The organism is Lysinibacillus sp. TE18511, from assembly GCF_054062295.1.
Genome location: NZ_JBSSFD010000037.1, coordinates 29,153 through 49,039 on the forward strand (window position 1 = coordinate 29,153; position 19,887 = coordinate 49,039).

The 19,887-nt window shown below is 35.5% G+C and carries 30 protein-coding genes; 20 read left to right on the forward strand and 10 right to left on the reverse strand.

Features of this window, described 5'->3' with window-relative positions; all coding sequences use genetic code 11:
- Nucleotides 1-32: 32 nt before the first annotated feature.
- The 3 genes from ACVWXS_RS20435 to ACVWXS_RS20445 are packed head-to-tail and all read right to left on the reverse strand — an operon-like array spanning nt 33 to nt 1,104.
- Nucleotides 33-179 carry a hypothetical protein gene (locus ACVWXS_RS20435; protein ID WP_456959944.1) on the reverse strand — a complete coding sequence of 49 codons (147 nt, stop codon included), beginning with the start codon at nt 177-179 and terminating at the stop codon, nt 33-35.
- Nucleotides 180-305, reverse strand: a complete 126-nt coding sequence (locus ACVWXS_RS20440; RefSeq protein ID WP_456959945.1) for a hypothetical protein — start codon at nt 303-305, stop codon at nt 180-182.
- A gap of 55 nt (nt 306-360) precedes the next feature.
- Nucleotides 361-1,104: a formylglycine-generating enzyme family protein gene (locus ACVWXS_RS20445; protein ID WP_456959946.1), complete on the reverse strand. Its 744-nt coding sequence runs from the start codon at nt 1,102-1,104 to the stop codon at nt 361-363.
- A gap of 399 nt (nt 1,105-1,503) precedes the next feature.
- Between ACVWXS_RS20445 and ACVWXS_RS20450 the strand changes: the two genes are divergently transcribed.
- Both ACVWXS_RS20450 and deoD read left to right on the forward strand, forming a co-directional pair.
- A complete protein-coding gene (locus ACVWXS_RS20450; RefSeq protein ID WP_456959947.1) occupies nt 1,504-1,722 on the forward strand; it encodes a YozE family protein in 219 nt (72 codons plus the stop codon).
- Between the two features lie 114 nt (nt 1,723-1,836).
- Nucleotides 1,837-2,544, forward strand: coding sequence for a purine-nucleoside phosphorylase (deoD, locus tag ACVWXS_RS20455; protein WP_423473046.1), 708 nt, complete (start codon nt 1,837-1,839; stop codon nt 2,542-2,544).
- Nucleotides 2,545-2,798: 254 nt separating this feature from the next.
- Here the strand turns inward: deoD and ACVWXS_RS20460 are convergent, their stop codons facing one another.
- Nucleotides 2,799-3,041: a hypothetical protein gene (locus ACVWXS_RS20460; protein WP_456959948.1), complete on the reverse strand. Its 243-nt coding sequence runs from the start codon at nt 3,039-3,041 to the stop codon at nt 2,799-2,801.
- Nucleotides 3,042-3,374: 333 nt separating this feature from the next.
- Here ACVWXS_RS20460 and ACVWXS_RS20465 point away from each other — a divergent pair, with 333 nt between their 5' ends.
- Nucleotides 3,375-3,554: a hypothetical protein gene (locus ACVWXS_RS20465; protein WP_456959949.1), complete on the forward strand. Its 180-nt coding sequence runs from the start codon at nt 3,375-3,377 to the stop codon at nt 3,552-3,554.
- Nucleotides 3,555-3,694: 140 nt separating this feature from the next.
- On the forward strand, nt 3,695-3,928 hold the full coding sequence (locus ACVWXS_RS20470) for a hypothetical protein (protein WP_456959950.1): 234 nt from the start codon (nt 3,695-3,697) through the stop codon (nt 3,926-3,928).
- A 191-nt stretch (nt 3,929-4,119) separates the two neighbouring features.
- Here ACVWXS_RS20470 and ACVWXS_RS20475 read toward each other — a convergent pair whose 3' ends face one another.
- On the reverse strand, nt 4,120-4,278 hold the full coding sequence (locus ACVWXS_RS20475; protein ID WP_427522359.1) for a YjcZ family sporulation protein: 159 nt from the start codon (nt 4,276-4,278) through the stop codon (nt 4,120-4,122).
- Between the two features lie 736 nt (nt 4,279-5,014).
- Between ACVWXS_RS20475 and ACVWXS_RS20480 the strand changes: the two genes are divergently transcribed.
- Both ACVWXS_RS20480 and ACVWXS_RS20485 read left to right on the forward strand, forming a co-directional pair.
- Nucleotides 5,015-5,353 (forward strand): hypothetical protein, encoded by a 339-nt coding sequence (locus ACVWXS_RS20480; RefSeq protein ID WP_456959951.1) that lies wholly within the window; start codon nt 5,015-5,017, stop codon nt 5,351-5,353.
- Between the two features lie 366 nt (nt 5,354-5,719).
- Nucleotides 5,720-5,863 carry a hypothetical protein gene (locus tag ACVWXS_RS20485; protein ID WP_456959952.1) on the forward strand — a complete coding sequence of 48 codons (144 nt, stop codon included), beginning with the start codon at nt 5,720-5,722 and terminating at the stop codon, nt 5,861-5,863.
- 106 nt (nt 5,864-5,969) lie between these two features.
- On the opposite strand, the gene ACVWXS_RS20490 is transcribed toward ACVWXS_RS20485, so the two are convergent.
- The 3 genes from ACVWXS_RS20490 to ACVWXS_RS20500 form a co-directional block, all read right to left on the reverse strand.
- Nucleotides 5,970-6,071: a YjcZ family sporulation protein gene (locus tag ACVWXS_RS20490; protein ID WP_374966754.1), complete on the reverse strand. Its 102-nt coding sequence runs from the start codon at nt 6,069-6,071 to the stop codon at nt 5,970-5,972.
- A 294-nt stretch (nt 6,072-6,365) separates the two neighbouring features.
- Complete coding sequence (locus ACVWXS_RS20495) at nt 6,366-6,506, reverse strand: YjcZ family sporulation protein (protein WP_368634691.1); 141 nt, start codon at nt 6,504-6,506, stop codon at nt 6,366-6,368.
- A 74-nt stretch (nt 6,507-6,580) separates the two neighbouring features.
- Entirely contained in the window at nt 6,581-6,757 is a 177-nt protein-coding gene (locus ACVWXS_RS20500; protein ID WP_456959953.1) for a hypothetical protein, read from the reverse strand.
- 285 nt (nt 6,758-7,042) lie between these two features.
- Between ACVWXS_RS20500 and ACVWXS_RS20505 the strand changes: the two genes are divergently transcribed.
- The 4 genes from ACVWXS_RS20505 (at nt 7,043) to ACVWXS_RS20520 (ending at nt 8,895) form a co-directional block, all read left to right on the forward strand.
- Complete coding sequence (locus tag ACVWXS_RS20505; RefSeq protein ID WP_368634692.1) at nt 7,043-7,216, forward strand: hypothetical protein; 174 nt, start codon at nt 7,043-7,045, stop codon at nt 7,214-7,216.
- 95 nt (nt 7,217-7,311) lie between these two features.
- Nucleotides 7,312-7,521 carry a hypothetical protein gene (locus ACVWXS_RS20510; protein ID WP_456959954.1) on the forward strand — a complete coding sequence of 70 codons (210 nt, stop codon included), beginning with the start codon at nt 7,312-7,314 and terminating at the stop codon, nt 7,519-7,521.
- A 356-nt stretch (nt 7,522-7,877) separates the two neighbouring features.
- Nucleotides 7,878-8,420, forward strand: coding sequence for a GNAT family N-acetyltransferase (locus ACVWXS_RS20515; protein WP_456959955.1), 543 nt, complete (start codon nt 7,878-7,880; stop codon nt 8,418-8,420).
- Between the two features lie 25 nt (nt 8,421-8,445).
- Nucleotides 8,446-8,895 (forward strand): DUF7832 domain-containing protein, encoded by a 450-nt coding sequence (locus ACVWXS_RS20520; protein WP_456959956.1) that lies wholly within the window; start codon nt 8,446-8,448, stop codon nt 8,893-8,895.
- 66 nt (nt 8,896-8,961) lie between these two features.
- Here the strand turns inward: ACVWXS_RS20520 and ACVWXS_RS20525 are convergent, their stop codons facing one another.
- On the reverse strand, nt 8,962-9,579 hold the full coding sequence (locus ACVWXS_RS20525; protein WP_068984161.1) for a LysE family translocator: 618 nt from the start codon (nt 9,577-9,579) through the stop codon (nt 8,962-8,964).
- A gap of 207 nt (nt 9,580-9,786) precedes the next feature.
- On the opposite strand from ACVWXS_RS20525, the gene ACVWXS_RS20530 reads away from it, so the two are divergent.
- The 4 genes from ACVWXS_RS20530 to ACVWXS_RS20545 all read left to right on the forward strand — a co-directional run bounded on the left by ACVWXS_RS20530 (nt 9,787) and on the right by ACVWXS_RS20545 (nt 12,137).
- Entirely contained in the window at nt 9,787-10,035 is a 249-nt protein-coding gene (locus tag ACVWXS_RS20530) for a DUF3953 domain-containing protein (RefSeq protein ID WP_456959968.1), read from the forward strand.
- A gap of 237 nt (nt 10,036-10,272) precedes the next feature.
- A complete protein-coding gene (locus ACVWXS_RS20535) occupies nt 10,273-10,659 on the forward strand; it encodes a hypothetical protein (protein WP_456959957.1) in 387 nt (128 codons plus the stop codon).
- Between the two features lie 96 nt (nt 10,660-10,755).
- The gene (gene fabZ, locus ACVWXS_RS20540; protein WP_368634696.1) at nt 10,756-11,181 is read left to right on the forward strand and encodes a 3-hydroxyacyl-ACP dehydratase FabZ; all 426 of its coding nucleotides are present in this window, start codon (nt 10,756-10,758) and stop codon (nt 11,179-11,181) included.
- Nucleotides 11,182-11,375: 194 nt separating this feature from the next.
- On the forward strand, nt 11,376-12,137 hold the full coding sequence (locus ACVWXS_RS20545; RefSeq protein WP_456959958.1) for a glycosyltransferase: 762 nt from the start codon (nt 11,376-11,378) through the stop codon (nt 12,135-12,137).
- Between the two features lie 175 nt (nt 12,138-12,312).
- On the opposite strand, the gene ACVWXS_RS20550 is transcribed toward ACVWXS_RS20545, so the two are convergent.
- The gene (locus ACVWXS_RS20550) at nt 12,313-12,438 is read right to left on the reverse strand and encodes a hypothetical protein (protein WP_456959959.1); all 126 of its coding nucleotides are present in this window, start codon (nt 12,436-12,438) and stop codon (nt 12,313-12,315) included.
- 587 nt (nt 12,439-13,025) lie between these two features.
- On the opposite strand from ACVWXS_RS20550, the gene ACVWXS_RS20555 reads away from it, so the two are divergent.
- From ACVWXS_RS20555 to ACVWXS_RS20580, 6 genes are all read left to right on the forward strand, one after another.
- Nucleotides 13,026-13,499: a hydroxymyristoyl-ACP dehydratase gene (locus ACVWXS_RS20555; RefSeq protein ID WP_456959960.1), complete on the forward strand. Its 474-nt coding sequence runs from the start codon at nt 13,026-13,028 to the stop codon at nt 13,497-13,499.
- A 150-nt stretch (nt 13,500-13,649) separates the two neighbouring features.
- Nucleotides 13,650-14,408, forward strand: a complete 759-nt coding sequence (locus ACVWXS_RS20560) for a polysaccharide deacetylase family protein (protein ID WP_456959961.1) — start codon at nt 13,650-13,652, stop codon at nt 14,406-14,408.
- Nucleotides 14,409-14,911: 503 nt separating this feature from the next.
- A complete protein-coding gene (locus tag ACVWXS_RS20565; RefSeq protein ID WP_456959962.1) occupies nt 14,912-15,673 on the forward strand; it encodes a GNAT family N-acetyltransferase in 762 nt (253 codons plus the stop codon).
- Between the two features lie 223 nt (nt 15,674-15,896).
- The gene (locus ACVWXS_RS20570; protein WP_456959963.1) at nt 15,897-16,631 is read left to right on the forward strand and encodes an N-acetylmuramoyl-L-alanine amidase; all 735 of its coding nucleotides are present in this window, start codon (nt 15,897-15,899) and stop codon (nt 16,629-16,631) included.
- 374 nt (nt 16,632-17,005) lie between these two features.
- Nucleotides 17,006-18,508, forward strand: coding sequence for a lmo1851 family serine protease (locus ACVWXS_RS20575; protein ID WP_456959964.1), 1,503 nt, complete (start codon nt 17,006-17,008; stop codon nt 18,506-18,508).
- Between the two features lie 82 nt (nt 18,509-18,590).
- Nucleotides 18,591-19,493, forward strand: coding sequence for a CobW family GTP-binding protein (locus ACVWXS_RS20580; RefSeq protein WP_456959965.1), 903 nt, complete (start codon nt 18,591-18,593; stop codon nt 19,491-19,493).
- The last annotated feature ends 394 nt before the right edge of the window (nt 19,494-19,887 follow it).

Consider the following 19,887-nt stretch of genomic DNA (forward strand, 5'->3'; position numbering starts at 1 on the left):
TTTTAAAATTGTTTCAAAAACGACGGAAAGAGTCATCGAAACGACGGAAGAATAATCAAGCAACGGAAAGAGCCCTCGAAACGACGGAAAGAACAGCTGAAGCAACGGAAAGAGCCCTCGAAACGACGGAAAGAACAACTGAAGCGACGGAAAGAGTTATCGAAACGACGGAAGAACAATCAAGGGACGGAAAGAGCCCTCGAAACGACGGAAAGAACAACTGAAGCGACGGAAAGAGTTATCGAAACGACGGAAGAACAATCAAGCGACGGAAAGAGCCCTCGAAACGACGGAAGAACAACCAAGCGACGGATAAACTCGTCAAACTGATGGATAGAACGTCACAATTGATTAGAAAGATTAAATGATTGAACTAGCAATTCTAAATCCGATATCATCAATAAAGAAGTCAGGCATACTCTTACGTCGACAAGTAGCTCCACATCCACGTTCTTCTTCAGCCCAACTGCCTCCTCGAATTATTCGGTAATTACCAAATATCTCTTCATCGTATAAGTCCCAGCACCACTCCCAAACATTTCCTATCATGTCGTACAAGCCCCATTCATTAGGTGTTTTTTCACCAACTTTGTGAACATGTTCGTTAGAATTATCTTTATACCAAGCAATGTCATCAATATTACCATAGCGATATCCTGTTGAATTTGCTTTACATGCATATTGCCATTCAGCATCTGTCGGTAATCGAAAACCATTAGAATGAGGATTGCATACAACTGATTTACTTTTCTTATCACAATCATAAAACTTATCATAGCCTAGAGCATCAGACAATGAATTACAAAAGTTCACTGCATCTATCCATGAAACATTAACAATTGGTTTTTGATCTTTTGTTGTTAAAAAACTCTTCCCCATAATAATCGAATAAAGTTCTTCTGTTACAGTATATTTGGCAAGATAAAATGGCTTTATCTCAACATTCCAAATAACTTCCTTTAAATTTTTTCTTATACCCGGTATTCCAAATTTATAGTTTGAACTAATCCATTTTTGCTCGTTTCGAAAATCTCGTAAGTGGATTTCTCCTTCAGGAATATACACCATTAATTCTTTTAAGTAATGATTTAAGTTCGTTATCATAGTTCTCTCCAAATCTTTAATGATTGTTTTTAGACACTACTTTCATAGTACAATCTCCAACCAAGGATTAAAATAAAATGCTCGTATATTGATCGTTCATAACCTAACATCCACATAATAATGATGAACGATATATAAAAACTCCTGAGCTAGATTATGAATCTGCATCATTTATTATGAACATGTTTCAGGGACACTGTAAACTTTAAATTCGGAGACAAGATTCCGCAGACTATCAAATGTTAGGGTGATTGTGGCGAAAGGAGACCCTAGGAAAAGTGAGCAACCCGTAGCGGAAATGAAGAAAACCTTCCGAAATAAATGTTTCATTGTTATGACTAAGAAGATATTTTCTGATAAACTAGCGGAAAGTAGATGTGTAAAGAAGGGAAAATTAGTATGAAAAAGAGCTTTTATTTGTATGTACTGACATTCAGAGGTGGGGATTGGTCAGATCCGAAGGTACGATTTGCGGAGGAAATGTTCGATGAGCATAATTTTCCGAAGCAAAGCACAGACTTTGATGAGCTATCTACTTATATTGAGTCGTTCGCCACTGACAACTTAACAACAGGTATGTTTGATGAATTATGGTCTTTATACGTAGACCAAGGATGAAATTACGTTAAAACAATAGAATTTATTTTAAGTTGCTAGACGTCTAGCATTGCGAAATTATGAGAAACACAGTATTATTTAAAGTGACAACTGACAGAAAAGAGGGATTGCAGTATGAGTATTCATATTAATGCAAAAAAAGGCGAAATCGCTGACACAATTTTACTTCCAGGAGATCCATTACGTGCTAAATACATTGCTGAAACGTTTTTAGAAGACGTTACTTGCTATAACGAAGTTCGTAATATGTTTGGTTATACAGGTACGTATAAAGGTAAACGTATTTCTGTACAAGGTACTGGTATGGGCGTGCCTTCAATTTCGATTTACGCTACAGAATTAATGCAAGAATATGACGTTCAAAAATTAATCCGCGTAGGTACTTGTGGTGCAATTCAAAAAGATGTAAAAGTTCGTGACGTAATTTTAGCGCAAGCAGCAACTTCTGATACACGTATGAACCAAATCATTTGGGGCAACAATATCGATTTCGCACCGATCTCTGACTTTGATTTACTATTAAAAGCGTACAATGCAGGTAAAGATGCAGGTTTAAACCTACAAGTAGGTAATATCTTCACAGCAGATATGTTCTACTCTGATGAGCACCAAAACGAAAAATTAGCTCAATACGGCGTACTTGCAGTGGAAATGGAGTCTGCGGCACTTTACACATTAGCAGCGAAACATGGCCGTAAAGCACTTTCTATCCTAACAGTAAGTGACCACATTCTAACTGGTGAAGTTACATCAGCAGAAGAACGCCAAACAACATTCAACGATATGATCGTTGTTGCTTTAGAAGCGGCTATTCAAGAATAAACTAATCAAGGGTTTGAAGTTTGGAATAAATTCCAAAGGGACTAACCTTTAAAGACGTATCATTAATTGCCTATTAGGTAACTGAATTATTCAGTGCCTAATGGTTTTTTTTATTTACTTGAAAGGAATTAAAAAATCATTTCTTTTGGGAGTTACAAGATCGATTGAGAAGGCATAACACAAGGGCTTACACATACAATACAAGCCTATAGATTGATGTGTGATGGGCTATTCTGTTGGTTGTTGAAAATCTCTCATAAAACTATTTTTTCTCCAAGATTATCTAAATCCCTATTGCAGTTAAAAATAATAAGTATTCTATGAGACCTTTCTGTAACTCGACCAAAATCTACAACTTGTTGTATTTCAATTATGTCATTCGTATAAATTTTTTGCGAGTCTCTAACTTCGGTAATCTTTTCGCCTAAATTGTTAATAGCATCCCAATTTACGATGTTAAGTTCAACTACTCCTTGATAAGAAGCTTTTATTATCACATCATCATCTCCCTACGAGAATTTTCATATTCTTTTTCACGATATTTTGTCTCACCTTCAAATATTTCAATAACTCCATTTGAAAGTCTATCTTTTTCATAAAATTGCTGAACTTTTTCCTTAATTAGTTACGCCAAAATAATAGGTTGTATTCGGCTCATCTTTAAAAATAACCATATAATGTCCGTGATTCGTAAGCTGTCCTTTTCTATAACTGAAAATTCTATCTACTTATAATCATAACATAGTGAAGTATTGAGTGGTAATAAAATGGTTAATTACCAAAAGTTGTGGATGTCATTTGTTAAGACGTATGCCTTGTATATAAGTTGATTGGAGTGGAGACTGGGCGACCCCTTGGGGATTAGCGGCTCATCGGACGCCCCCGGGAAGCTCTGCTCGGTTGATGTAGTGATTGTGTCTAAAGATAACGTGATCGTCGAAACGAGTAAAACAGAAGATAGAAGTAGAAAATTTCCGGGAGGGAGACTAAACAGGGGGCACGACTTTTAGACCGTCTGCTACAAAATGAGGAGGTACCAATTTGACCAGCCGAAGTTCACTGGTGGCAAATATAGGCGAATGCTTAGACGGTCAAACCTTACTTCGCATATCCTAAACCGAAATCGAAAGGGGGAAAATTATGCAATATTATGACCGAAACGATGGGGATTGGGATTATGACAGTTATGGAAGGCGTCGCAGAAGACGAGACCGTTATCCGTTTTACCCATTCTATCCATTCTATCCACCATATTATCCGCCGTATTACCCACCGTATTACCCGCCATTTTATCCATACTATCCACCACGCTATCGACGTCCATACTGATACTAATAACAATGGATCTACTAAAAAATTAGAAACGACAACATCTTCAATATAGAGCCTGTCGTTCCAGTTCGTTTATAATAATCATTTAAAACGTCCACAATGATGACGAGGTAATGTTTCAAAGAAATTAGGACAATAAAAAGGTCACTCAGTCAAAGTGAACCTGAAGGAAGAGGAGTAAGGCTAGAAAGCTTTACCCTCTTATTTTTTCTAGTCTGATCATTCAACAGTGGCATTTGAAGATTAATACATGAAAGAAGCGCCGACAATAATTAAAAGTATAAATAGAACAACAATTAGAACAAATGTTGAACTGTTATTGCCACCTCCACAGCTATAACCCCCATAGTAACAATTGTTGTTGTAATTACCCATATTACCCATATTACCGCAGTATCCCATGAAGCATTCCTCCTTTCTACGTCTATAATATGTACCGTTATAAAAAGTGGAGGAGATATTTATCCAACTAAAAATCCCTTTGAATTAGAAATTTGGAAAATAATTATAACCTAACGTTCGATGAGAAATAAAAAGGGTCACCCGTATCGAAGTGACCCCTCAGTAACAATTCAAGGCGGTGTAAGCTAACAAGTAGCTTATATTATGTTTATGAGGAGATAACCACTTTTGCATAGTGTATTGCCTTAGAGAAAGAATTATTTTGCAATCTACAGCCAGAACAAAGAAATGATGCTTGGTACATAATTGTGTTGTCGTTTCATCTCGCAGTCCACTCAAACTTATAATTTTCTGAAGAGCTTCATTAAAAGATTGATTTGATGTACGATCTCTTTGGAATTCTACTAGCTAGCTTATTATTTTGGATAAAAAGCAATTCTATTGATTGTTCCTTCTTCACTTAATAATAACCTAAACTGTATGAATCATTTACCATATCCTATTATTATCAATCGATTGAAAAGAGGGTAAAGCGATGATGGATTCTTGTTGCAATTGTGATTGCCACAAAAAAATATTTCGGTTAAATAAGGTGTCTTCCTGCCCAGATTGTCGAGGAGGTAGTTCAGTTCAATCTCCAGTTCCTAGCAATTTTACTTCAGGAGCAATATGGAGAAATCCCGAGACAAAGAAAATAGTTGTCTCTCTCTTAAATAAATCAGACATAGCCCGGACAGTGACAGTATCGGTAGTAGATTGGCAAAACTGTGCCCAAGCGGAGATGTCAAAAGAAGCGTTCTTATGTGGAGAATCTCAGCCTTCACTTTTTAATGGCACACCAACGCCTCTTACGTTTACTATTCCAGCTAAAAAACTTCTAGTCGTTCATGCAACTCCGCAAAATATTTGGCTTCCAAATGATCCGATTTATGAGGTGCTTGTCAATTCCCCAGGTGATCCTGTCCTTCCTCCTGATCCCGTTATCTTTAATACATGGGGGATTAATGATGCAGGGGTGCCTCAAGAAGGAAATACAGTGTTACATCAACAGTTTCTGCGAACGTTTTTTGTTTGAAATAGGCAACTAGAATAACTTCATGTGATTTAATAAAAATGACTAGAACTTATTTTTAAAGTGAGTGACTAGTCATTTTTTCTTCTAATATCGTTAATTAAATTTGTATATATTAGAAGGGATTGTATGTAGGTAATTGGTGAGGGCAGGCTAAAGCTATTAGCTAGAAAGTTTAACCAAATTCAAGTGGTGTACGCTTTGTTCAGAATGAAGTAGTACTCTTGCCAAAGAAGCTCAAGGGGCCATGCACTCATATTATCTAATGTGAGTTCGGGTCTTTTTGTATTTTATATACTTGATAGTTCGTTTAGCCAGTAGTTGTAATGAAGGAGATGGATTTGATGATAATCGAGGTTTGTACTGCAAATGAGGGGCAGGCCTGAATCTGATTATAAAGAGCTAATTGAAAACGTAGAACATGATCTTCTAATAGCGAAGGAAGATGAAAGTGTAGTAGGTTTTGCAGTGAAACTTCTCCATCTTTCAAATCGCTTATTTAAAGTAAATTAGGGTCACCGGAGGAAAGTGACCCTGAGTTATACTTTGAAGGTGAAGGGGTAAATTAGTATATCCTTAGTGAAAATATGAGCAACAGAGATATTGGCGTTGGCGATTATTAATAATGCATGAAGCTTGCGCCGACAATAATCAATAGAATGAATAGCACTACAATTAGGGCAAATCTTGAACTAGAGCGGTTGCTACCTGAATAGTCCATTATCTTTTCCCTCCTTTCTTTAATCTATAATATGTATAGGTGTAGAAAGGAGGAAAGGTAATCATCTAATCTATTTATTTTTTCGAAATTTATATTCATGAATAGATATAGGTTTAAATAAAAAAAGGTCACTCTGATAACAGTGACCCCGAAATGAGGAAGGATAAATTAGTTTCCTTTCCTATTACAGCATATTTTACATAGAAGATCATGTTGAAGGCTTTAGCTTTATCCATTCATGAATATTTCGAATAAAAGCTAAAGCCTTTTTAACATTAAAAAAAGAATGTTAATTTAGTACATGAAAGTAGCGCCGACAATGATTAGAAGGATGAATAGAACAACGATTAGCACGAATGTAGATCCGGATCCGTAACCTCCGCCAGAGCCACCAGAGCAACAATTGTAATTACCCATATTTCCATAGTATCCCATAAATATTCCTCCTTTCTACAACCTATAATATGTATAGTTGTGGAAAAGAGGAGAGTTAATCATCCAATCCATCATTATTTAGTTGGAGCGGCCATTTCAGATGAATAATTTTTCTCAAGATTTTCTGTTGTTTCAGCATTGACGGTTTTTTCCTTTGCTTCTGCTTGTTCGCTAGCTGGAGCTTCATCTTTAGAAGAACATGCGGTTAGGAGTAATGCAGCCATTGCTCCTATATACAAAAATTTCTTCAATGCTATAACCTCCGTTATTGTTAGTTACGTTTTAGCTTGCACACATTACACTTAGAATATAACGGAATTGGCAATGATAAAATTTGGATTTGCAGCAAAAAATGATTAATGGTCATTAAACAATACGCGGGAGTGCAACTAAATTCTGAGAATTCAAAGTGGAACCTGTAAATTAAAGAAGATTTATTCATTAAACAGTTATAAATAATGCAGTATAAACCGCATCCAATGTCCAATACTAAAGCTGTTTTAAAATATTCAGCATGAGAAAGGTGGATTTCATCAGTGAGGTTATTAACATTGGGAATTATAGGCGTTGCTGCTATTTTTGGTGTACTGAAACGCTTTGGGCTAACAAACAATGCACAACAAATGACACAGTCTATTCAGCAAGGAACGACACCAGTACAATTAGTAGCAAATAGTAATCCACTTACCGCCAATACACCAAAACAGTAAATTGAATAAGCAACAGCAAGCTTATAGACCTTTCTTTTTCCAATGGTCTATAAGTTTTTTACATAAAAAAACAAATATAAAAATGAGGAGTAATTATGACGAATTATCAATTAATATATGATTACAAGGACAATCAAAAATTTAGAGAAAGTTTCAATGACTTAACAAAGTTAGTTTTTGGATTAGATTTTAGCCAATGGTATGAAAAGGGATGCTGGAACGATCAATACATCTGTTACTCATATATTGATGGAGAAAAAGTTATTGCCAATACATCAATAACTAAAATGACTGTAGTTTGTTAGCCGCAGTAGAATTGATGTAAAAGAGGTTTTAAGCTATATTACATCATCAGAAATAAAAAGAATTAATTTTCACTTTATCCCTGATTGTCAAGATACAGAATCAGAAGTAATAGATGCCAAGGACGATGTGTTGTTTATTCGACCGATGATAAAATTCGGGACAAACCGACCTTTATTTCCACTCACAGCTCATTCATAAGATCATACAAATTGACTTTACAATATGTACCCCAATTGTTAGACAAAAAATCTAACGATAGGTATTTTGTGTTAGAAAGTCTGGCAAAGTTTGTTTACAGTTATACCCATGTACAATACGATTGTCTAAAGAATGTAAATGAAAAGGATGATTAAAGTTGTTACAAATAAAAAGGATTTATAAAGAAGATTTTCCTAACGGTAAAAAAATTATCTATCAATACTGCTCCGATAACTATTATGATGTTTCCTATAAAGAGCGCGAAAATGGCTGGGTAATGGATTTTACATTAAAACCTTTTAACAGACCATTTCATAAATATTTAGAGGGAGAAATTTTTGAAGAGTATATTGAGGATATTGAATGCTATATTGCTGAGTTTGATGGGAAAGAGGCGGGAATAGTTAGCTTCAGTCATGAGGAATGGAATAATGTGTTAAGAATTAATGATATTCATATTTATCAATCTCATCAACATAAAGGAATTGGTAGCAAGCTCATGGCTTTGGTCAAAAAGCGAGCAGCAGAAAAAGGGGTGAGGGCGATCGTTTTAGAAACGCAAACTTCTAATTATCCCGCCATACAATTTTATAGAAAGAATGGATTTAACCTTATTGGATGTGACCTATTAAGTTACTCAAATAATGATATTGAAAAAAGGGAAGTTAGAGTTGAAATGGGCCTTGTTCTTGAAACATAATTATCGAAAAAAGGGAGGGGTTACTATGGCAGATGTCATTGTTTACGATAAGGCAAAATATCATTATGCAGGAGATTTTCCAAATGGCTTGGCAATTAAATATGCTTTCGTACATACTGGGATGTTCTTAGGATGGATTGTCGATCATGACTTATTCAGTGAAGAATTTGAGGAAGATAGTATGAATGAAATTGAAAAGTTTAAGCAAAGAGCACTGACAGGAACACAAATATATGAAATGTGGGATGGTGTTCTGTCTGAAGATATGTTAAGCGATGAAGGAATGGAATTTGCGAATGATTATTTTGATTTCGAAAAGGGGATGTTTTTACATGATTATGAAGCAACGTTCCCGGGAAAAGAATCATTGTATTTTGTAGAGGATACGTGGGAGAACTATTTTAAGATTAAAGAGGTTATAGATCAACGTTACCATGAGTGGCGGCTAGTCAAAGTAGCAAAAGACCAAATTTAAGCTCTTTATAGGATTAAAAAAAGGGGGAACATGTTTCAAATCGTGTTCTCCCTTATAAATCTATATTTACCGACTTTGAGTTTGAAGAGCTAATTTGACGCCTAATCCTATATAAACGAAACCGACAGCCTTTTCAAGCCAACGAGAGCTACTATTTGTTCTCGTAAAGATTTTTTCGCCAATAAAGCTTGTAATAATAGCTAACAAAATAGTATACAAAGCGCTCAAGACAACAAAGGTAATGCCTAAAATCAATAATTGTACAGTGACAGATTGTCCATTAGGCTGAACAAATTGAGGTAAAAATGCTAAGAAAAATAACGCCGTCTTTGGATTTAATATTTCCGCTAAAAAACCTTGGCGGAACGAAGTACTTGCAGGGCTTTGTTCAACAGTTGGTTTTTCAAGTTTTTGTGGTTTTGTTAGTAGCATTTGAATACCTAAATAGACAAGGTAAGCGACACCTATATATTTCACTACTTCAAACGCAGTGGCAGAATTCATTAAAATAGCTGATAAACCTAATACAGCAGCTAATGTATGAACTAAGTCACCTAGCCCAATGCCTAGTGCAGTGAAAATACCGTTCTTTTTACCACCTTTCAGCGTTTGCGTGACCGTGATGATAACAGCAGGGCCAGGAATTAAAAATAAGAGAAGAACTATTGCGATAAAAGATAACATGCTTGACCATCCTATTCTAATAAACTAAACATTCATTTAAGATGAATGCAAAAAATATTATATTCTATCTTCTATAACCTGTCGATAATGAAATACTGAAAAGTAATGAAAGTATCAAATGAAGAAAAAGGTAAAAATAGTAATATTCAAATAATGTTGTGTATTATTGAATTATAGAGAATGGGTGGAGGTGATAAATTGAAAACAATGAGATGGAATTTTTCTTTTGGCATTCAAATGATAGTAACTGTTTTTATTATAATGATTAGTATTTATTGCATTATATCTAAAGATTTTACTTTATTGCCTTTGTCACAGGTGTTGTTAGCGCTGACCTTGATCATTATAGGGCTTCGAGAATGGAAAAAAGCAAAAAGAACGTATGTAAGCATACTCTATTTCGGTGTTGCTATTTTTATATTATTTGTTGTTGTACAATCTTTTATTGCTTATTAGAAACATGTTCATAGGAGGTGTAACAATGAAGAATGTGATTGAAATCGTTAGAAACGTAGATCAACTAATGATTCCAGAAAATTTTGTTGGGATAGGCTCTACTAGAAAGGTTTTTCGTTTTAAACATTGGGTCATTAAGAAGCATTTACACAGATTGGTTATATACAAAGTCAAAATGAGCAAAAAATTCATCAAGCATTATAAAAGGTAGGATTATCCAATTACATAGCACCTATTTTGTACTTAGATGAAAAAATCTCCATACAACCTTATGTTCAAACATTACCTTTAGTTAATGGTGAAACATTCGACATAGATTATAAAACGGATTTGCGTATATCCGTTAATTTAAAGGAAGCAATTGAAGAAATTGAGCGAGCCCATGATGGATTTGACTTTTTAGATAGCAGTAATTATGTCGAAGATGACCAAAGTCAATTGATTTTAATAGATTATGGCATGACGAAAACTTTGTATGAATCAAAATGGGTTCCACTCGCAGAAGTAGGCGTGTTACCACAAATTTATTTTGAGCCATGTATAAAATGTGGTGTAGAAAAAGAGCTTAGAATTTATGGTGAACATGATACAGATAGAAGGTGTTACGATTGTGGAAAAGAATAAGCCGAATCCGTGCCACCCGTTGAAAGAAATTGAAATAGTACCAACTACTAATAATTAGTGATAGAATGAGATGACAAATACGTTGGAGGTATTAACATGTTAGATATTCAACAAATACAAGAAGTCATTAGACATCGTTATCCTTTTCTTTTAGTGGATAGAGTACTGGAGTTAGAAGAGGGTAAAAGAGCGGTAGCAATTAAAAATGTAACGATAAATGAAGAATTCTTTAATGGACATTTTCCTAATTATCCAGTAATGCCTGGTGTGCTTATTGTGGAAGCGTTAGCCCAAGTCAGTGCCATTATTATGCTTACAAAAGAAGGTAATCAGGGAAGACTGGGATTACTAGCAGGTATCGATAACTGTCGTTTTAAAAAACAAGTGAAGCCTGGTGATCAGCTACGCCTCGAAGTAGAAATTACACGCTTAAAGGGTGTTATTGGTAAAGGACGAGGAATTGCAACTGTTGACGGAGAAATAGCTTGTGAGACCGAGCTTATTTTTGCATTTGGAAACTAAGCCAAGTTTTGTACTTGATAAAAGAGTGCTGCAAAAAATGATTGCAGCACTTTTGTTATGTATTAAAAACAATCCATTACGCCACAGAATATACATAAAAAACCAATAATAAAGACTTGAAGCGAAATATATATAAATGATATACATAAATTAACATAAAGAGGACCAAAAATGACAAGAAAGGGGTATTTTATATGTCGGAATGCACACCATTTATAAAAGATATTCCTGATAAAGATGTAAAGTTTTCCGTTATAATACCTGCTCACAATGAAGAAAATTATATTGGAGAGTGTCTAGAGTCAATTGCAAAGGCTGCACAACCATTTAAAAATCAAGTTGAAGTGATCGTTGTATTAAATCGTTGTACGGATAGAACGGAAGAAATTGCACAATCCTACAACTGCGTGACATTGAAAAATGAAGATAAAAATTTATCTAAAATTAGAAATGCTGGAGCTCTATTAGCAAAAGGCGAAATCCTAATTACAATTGATGCAGATAGTCGAATGACAGAAGACCTGTTATCTGAGGTTGAAAAGCACTTAGTATCCAATCAATACATTGGTGGTGGTGTGAGCGGAAATTTTGAAAGAATGTCCTTAGGTATAGTAGTTTCTACCATGCTACTAATTGTTCCCTTACTATTCAAGTATGGTTTTATTTCTGTAGGGGTTTTTTGGTGCTATAAAAAAGACTATCAGGCAATTAACGGTTTTAATGAAAATATGCTAATGGCAGAAGATGCTGATTTTGCAAAGCGGTTAAAAGAATGGGGCAAGAAAAACGGAAAAAAATACGGAACGATTAAAAACGGAATGATTACTTCCTGTAGACGATTTGATCATTATGGGGACTGGATGTTACTGAAACGGCCTGATATGATTGTAGCTTATATAAAGGGCACTGATCAAAAGGCTGCTGATGAAGCCTATTATGATGATCAAGCGAGATAATGTAATACTCAATGGCTAGTATCCCAGCTTAAAAATCATGGGACTACCACTATTAAATATCATTCACCTTTATTGCATTTTCAGGTATTATAAGAGTTGAAAGACTCATCACCATAACGTGTGGTTGATTTCCGTTCCGACTGGGCGCTTTCCTGGGGGCGTCCGATGAGCCGCTTCACTTCGCTGCAGGGTCTCGGGGCAACAGGATGTTGGTCACGAAGGCGTTATCACAGGACGTGATGCTCTTAGCCTTCGTTCCTCTACCGCTGATCCCCAAGGAGTCGCCCAGTCTCCACTCCAATCAACCTAAATACATGGCATACGTTTTAACAAATGTCATCCACAACTTTTGGTGATGAACCAGTTGAAAGGGTGATAGTGTGAGTAATAGAACTAAAAACATAATCATGTTTCTTCTAGGCTTTTTCACATTTTTTATTTTATCCACTTTATATCGCTTTTTATTCTAAGAAAAGAAGATAAAAATGCGAACTTTCCACAATAATTACTTATTTTGATATTTATTAAGTTAAGGTATTTTATTTCAACCCCCTACATCACGTACTACTTCATACGAAAATCTATCTAGTCTAAATGTACAGAGTCAACGAAATTTTAATTACTTGAGGTGCTATAAAAATAAAAGATGGATTTTGTCGAAAATAACATACAACGTTCATTCCTTCATATAATTTTAGTATCTGAAAGATTTGGGTGACTTTCAACAAATGTTCTCATTAAAGTACGGTGACATACGCCGGAGAGGCATTAGAACAATAGATGTTTTTGCGCGAAAGAGAAGCGACAGCACCAGCTCCTCTTTCGCTACAAAACGTTTGCTGAAAGAAGTTAAATATCAGGTAAACCAGTATGAGAGGGTGAGGGGGTTTGAAACATCCCAGCGCAAATATTTTAGAAAATAAAGAGGAATTATTTATACCTGAAAAAGCATTAAAAAAAGATTTTTGTGATCAATTAGTAACAAAAATTCATAAAAACATACTGAATGAAAATATAGCAAACGATGTGTATATGTCATATTTTGTTATTTTTGATCAACGATATACATTGAAAGAAATTCGATATTTATTAGATGTTTTAAAATTGCAAGCAGATGAAATTATTCGATCTAAGCCAATTTATATTACATTGAGTGGTGTGATACTATCATTAATGGTCATAATTGCCTCTGCCATCAATACGAAACTGGTCATTGGGATGTCACTTGTCCAAATTTTTGCTTTAGCAGTTTTAAGCTTTAATGTAGCTATATTGTTTATCTCCTATAAAATAGAAAAAGAATATAAAAAAATAAATGAAGTCATAAAATTAATTGACTATTACTTAAGCTTTTATAAGTAGCTGACTTTTATTTTCTAATTCCGTTGCTATTCAAAACCTCTACCCTGAGCTCTCCAATTTTTACACAATGTAAAAATCAAAAATAAAGCATGTTATTTATAAATCCTCAAATAATAAAGTACGAAATATTTTATTTGGGGAAGTGAAGATTTGAAAAAGTTTTTCCTGTTGTTAGTACCTATTTGCCTTTTAACGGTCTCTTTTTTTTATGTAAAAGTTAGTGCAGCCACATATGAAAATAAAGGACGAAAGTATTATGAAGAAGCAGGACAAATTGTTTGGGAAGTTAAAACGAATGAAAAGTTGATTGCTATTACTTTTGATGATGGACCACATCCAAAGTATACACCTCAGATTTTAGATTTATTAGCCAAATACAATGCAAAAGCAACTTTTTTTATTGTCGGTCAAAATGCAGATAAAAATCCTGAAGTCATTTCAAGAATGTATAATGACGGTCATGAGCTGGCCAACCATACATTTACCCATCCATTAAGGACGAATGTTCCAAACTTACTTAAGGAGATTAAGCAAACGAATGAAACCATTCATACCATCACAGGATTTACTCCTACTTTATTTCGACCAGTTGAAGGGCAGTATTCTGATGCGATGATTGAAGCGATTGCAAAAGAAAAATATAAAGTTGTTATGTGGTCATGGCATTTAGATACTTTAGATTGGAAAAGTCCTGGTACGAATAGAATTGTTGATACTGTGTTAAAAGGTGTAAAAGAAGGAAATATCGTTCTATTTCATGACGGAGGCGGGAATCGTCAGCAGACTGTCAAAGCAATGGAAAAAATAATACCCGAACTTGAAAAGCAAGGATACCGATTTGTCACAGTCTCTGAATTACTCGACATGCAGAAGGCCATTAATAATGGCAAAAATAATAAGAATCCATAACATTCCTCATATCATAAGGGATGTTCCATGATGAAAATCAGGCTAAAATGCAATTAGCCTGATTTATTATTTTTTAACAGACTGCTTATTTTGCATACGCTCCGCTTCCGAGCAAAAAACTTTTGTTGGCTCAAGTGGCTTATTGGACGTCTTCAGGCAAGCGCCAAGTGGCCCCTATGTTATGGTATGGGACCTAAAAAGGGATATAATTACTCACGCATGTTGATTAAGAAAAATAGGTTTATTATTGAGCAATAAAATGATTTTTTGTAACTATTTTGCTAATATACTCTCATTTTTAACTGATTGTAGCGTAGGGCTACTCGACTCCCGCGGGAAAGCGAGACAGACGAGACCCTGCACGGAGCGTAGCGAAGGAAGCGGCTCGACGCTCGCCCGCAGGAAAGCGAGTAGCACGTAGCGGAAATCAGAGCCTTCAAATTAATCGGGGTGGATAAAAATGGTTAATCTGTAATTACTATAATATATAGGAGGGGTTGTCATTGAGTAAGGTTGAATTGCTTAAATTAAATCCTGAAATTTTAGAGGGGGTAGGCAGCTTTTGTCTTAGAAGTAAGAAGAAATCAACGGGCTATATCAATAAAAATAAATGGCTACATAATAGATTTGAAGAGGGCTTGAAATATGTGCAAGTAATCGATAATAAAAAACAAGTAGGATTTATTGAATATACTGAAGCAGAAAATTCCTCAAGAGTCGTTCACGCTGATGGTTATTTAGTGATTCATTGTTTGTGGGTAAGTGAAGTTGGAAAAGGTTACGGGACTCGATTGATCCGTAAATGTGTAGAAGATGCAAAAAAGCTAGCAAAAAAAGGTGTTGTCGTGATCACGAATTCAAAAACATCTTGGACGCCCAGTAAAGAGATATTTTTAAAAAATGATTTTCAAGTTATTGGTTCGGCGCCATATGATTTTGAATTACTAGTCTATCCATTGAGCATCGAAGCCAAACAACCATATTTTCCAACCGATTGGGAGGAGAGAATAAAAAAATTCAATCATTTAACGATCCTACGTTCATTCCAATGTCCATACGTTGAAATTGCAACTGAAAATATTATAGCTGGTGCCAATAAATTGAATATACCGGTTGAACTCATTGATTTCCAAGATAGAGGAGAGTTGATGGCATTATCGCCAACTCCGTATGGTATTTTTTCGGTCATTTATAAAGGACAGCTTATTTCATTTCATAGGCTAACAGTTCATTCAGTAATAAAAAAATTAAAAGCACTTACGTAAAAACTTAGTGCATTTACTATAAAAATACTAGTAAATTCGGTTGAAACTAGTGTGGTTATTAATGCTTATAAAAACACAATAGAAGTTACAAAAAGGTGCATAATATAGAGTGAAATCAATTATCTATCTTCGGCACGAATGATAAGATAGTTTGATTTTTTACAAAGTATTTTCAAACGTCCTGCTTTTTGGCTATAGAACAAAGAGAAGGGAGGGAAACCTTTTGGTAACGATTCGCCAAAAATTAGTATCAGCTTCACAAGCAGTTAAAATTACAAGTGGTAAAAATAATGCAAAAAAATATATTGTCGTTCATGAAACCGATAATACGGGCGTTGGAGCCGATGCGGATGCTCATGCTCGCCTACAGAGTAATAGCAATAGCAGGCAAGCTAGCTGGCACTGGCAAGTGGATGATAAGGAAGCTATTCAATCATTTGAACATTTTTGGGAGTGCTGGGCGGCAGGAACATATACCGGTAATAAGCAAGGCATTCATGTGGAAATTTGCGTAAATAGCGATGGGGATTATTATAAAGCTGTGCAAAATGCTGCGAATCTTATTGCAAAAATAATAAAAGATGAAAATATCGCAATTCAGAATATTGTTCAACATAATTATTTTAGTGGGAAAAACTGCCCTCGAAATATTCGCGCTGGAAAAATATCTTGGTCTCAATTTATTGAAATGATTAAAAATGCTGGAGATATTCCAAAATCGCCAGCGGAAACGTCGAAATATCGTATCATGACGGGAATCTATAGTACACTGAAAGCAGCAGAAAGCGCGGCACAGGTGATGAAAACAACATTTGGTTGGGTTGTTTACATTGAGCAAGATGACACAAACTATCGAATTAGAACAGGAACTTTTACAGGGATCAATGCAGCGAAAAATGCTGAAAACAAAATAATAGCTGCAAAATTGGCGCAAGTTACGTATATAAATGATGCATAAGAGGATATTTGATTTCTATTAATCTATGAGGATTTTAGTTGACTGCTTCTAAGAAACGAGTAAAATAGAAAAGCAGTACCATTATATACCTTTAACTTAGCAGCGTGTAAAGGTGCCTTAGAAAGTGCTTCTAAAAGCACCTTTACTTTAACTAAAATCTAAAGCAATAACGCCTACATAGAATAAAGTGGATGAGCAATATAAGCGATTAAGTTGAAAAGTTGCTTTAATATGCTGGATTTTATGAAGATCGTTGAAGGTCGAGATTTGTCTTGAAATTTTGACAGTCTTTTTCTTTTCGTCTTCTCCATAACCTGTTAAGATGGTAATAGTGTGACAACAAGTTAGTGTATATGAGAGTGGTGACAATCAAGATGGATGAACAGAAAAAAGATGGTATAGAACAGCAGCAAGAACAAACACCAACTGAAGTAAAACCGGCAGGGAAATTTATTCAATTAAAACCGTTTAAATTTATCATGCTGATGTTCTTTACAATCCTTATTACTTCAGGCTTAACGATATTTGCGTTAACATTCGGTGATAAGAATGTAGTTGAAGTGAAAGTACCGACTGAACGTGCAGAATTTAAAAAATTATACGAAGCCTTTGATTTACTTAACAACAAATATTACCAAGATATCGATGGTGAAAAAGTGGTCGATGGTGCTATTAACGGCATGTTCGATGCTTTAGATGATCCGTATTCTGATTTTATGGTGAAGGAAGAAGCAGATCAATTTAATTCTGGATTATCTTCTAGCTTCCAAGGAATTGGTGCGGAAATTCAAGAGCGTAATGGCTTTATTACAGTAGTGTCACCTATAAAAAATTCTCCTGCTGAAAAGGCTGGCTTATTACCGAAAGATATTATTTTAACGGTTGATGGGAAAAGCATTCAAGGATTCAGTGCTTCAGAAGCGGTAGCACTTATTCGTGGTGAAAAAGGAACATCTGTGGAATTAACCGTGAAACGTGGCGAAAATACTGAGCCTCTTAAAATGACAATTGTTCGTGATGAAATTCCAGTTGAAACGGTTTATGGTGAAATGCTTGATGGCAATATTGCTCATATCCAAATTACATCTTTCAGCGAAGAAACTGCAAAAGAGCTAGAAAAAATCCTTGCAGATTATGAAGGCAAAGGGATGAAAGGGATTGTCCTAGATTTACGTCAAAACCCTGGTGGTTATTTAAATGCTGCAGTGGAAATTTCGAATCTATTCGTTCCAGAAGGTAAACCGATTGTTCAGGTACAAGAAAAAGGTGAAGAACCGAAAATCACAAATGCAGTTGGTGGTAAAAAATATGATCTACCTGTGACAGTTCTTGTCGATGGTGGTAGTGCATCTGCATCTGAAATATTAGCTGCTGCATTAAAAGAATCTGTTGGTGCTAAAATTGTTGGTGAAACATCATTCGGTAAAGGTACCGTGCAAAATGTGACACCACTAAAAGATGGCTCTAACCTTAAATTCACAACAGGTAAATGGTTAACACCAAATGGTAACTGGATTAATGAAAAGGGCATTGTACCAGATGTTAAAGTGTCATACCCTCCTTATGCATCATTACCATACTTGGATCCATCTATGGAAATGAAAAAGGGCGTGCAGTCTAACTCTGTAAAAGCGGCACAAGAGATGCTAGAAGTTCTAGGATACAAGCCTGGTAAAGCAGACGGCTTTTTTGGTCAATCTACAGAACAAGCAGTGAAAAAACTGCAAGCTGCAAACAATCTTGAAGAAACTGGTGTTTTAACTGGCGATACAACGTATGCTTTAATGGATGCATTGCGTGTAAAAATAAAAGCAGAGGATCCTCAATTGTTAAAAGCAAAAGAGCTGCTTACTGGTACGCCAGCAAAAACTGAGTAAACTACAAACTAACAAAGTAGCTGTCGCAGCAGGCGTTTCTAACGACCTATGACGACAGCTTTTTTCATAGGAGGAAATGATTGTGAAGGACGTATACTTATTTAGTGGCTTTTTAGGCAGCGGGAAAACATCCATGTTAACAGATGTTATTCGACAACTGAAAGAAAAAAATTTAAAGCCCGCTGTTATCATGAATGAGCTTGGAAAGCTGCCATTTGACTCACAGGCTGTAGAAAAGGATATCCCGATTAAGGAGATGCTAGAGGGCTGTATTTGCTGCTCAGGCGCTGAAAAAACAGAGGCGCAGATTCAATCTCTTCTTTTTGATAGTGACTTTGATGTCCTAATTATTGAAACAACAGGTGCTGCACATCCTGTAGAAGCATTAGACGCTGTTTATTCACCGTTATTTGCGGAAAAGTTAAATGTCAAAGGAATTGTCACAGTTGCTGATTCAAAGCTGTGGCTGGATCGTGAGACCTTAACCCCGCAAGTGCGTTCCTTATTTATGGAACAAATCCGTCACGCGCATTTATTACTGGCCAATAAAACGGATTTACTTATAGAGGCAGAGCAAGCTAAAGTCGTCTATGAGCTACAAGGTTTTAATCCTCACGCCTTTATATTGCAAACAACCAATGGCCGAGTACCATTGCGTTTATTAGAAGATTTAAAAGCAACTGCACAGGTGGACACACAAGATATTGTGAAAGCTCCAATAGCTTCGATGCATTTAGGCTCACGATTAGTTGAATTTAAGGACGTTGACTTTACGCAAGAGCAATTTGAAGATTGGATACGTACATTACCTGAAACCGTATATCGAATGAAAGGCTACGTGCCAATTGAAGGTGTAAAAAATCCAATGTTGTTTCAATATGCTTACGGCATGGTCCAATGGCTTCCAGAGTACGTAAAAATGCCTGCAAAACTTGTCATCATCGGTGAAAATGTAGCTTCTTTACAAGTAATAGGGATGGACTAAGGGTAAAAAATAATGCTCAAATTTGCTGAGATCTACTCGTGGACTTCAATATTATACTTATAGAAATTGATATGCTCTCCAATAGGTAGACAGATGAAAAAATAAATCTGTTTATCAAGGGAGAGCATTTTTTAATGTCTCGAAGTAAGTGCTTAAAAGATGAAGAGCTAGACATTCTTAGGCTTCACCACAAAGATCATGATTTCTAGCTACTATGTTTCACATTCCTTATTAAAGATTGAATAATGGAATTACTAGTATGAATTAGATGAAGAAGTTGACCTTGAAGTATCTTCTTCTACTTGGATAGGCTACACTAAGTTGGACAGATAAAATAAGGGGTTGTAAACTTAGACTATTAAAAAAAGGAGCGTGCTACTATGACACGTCAACG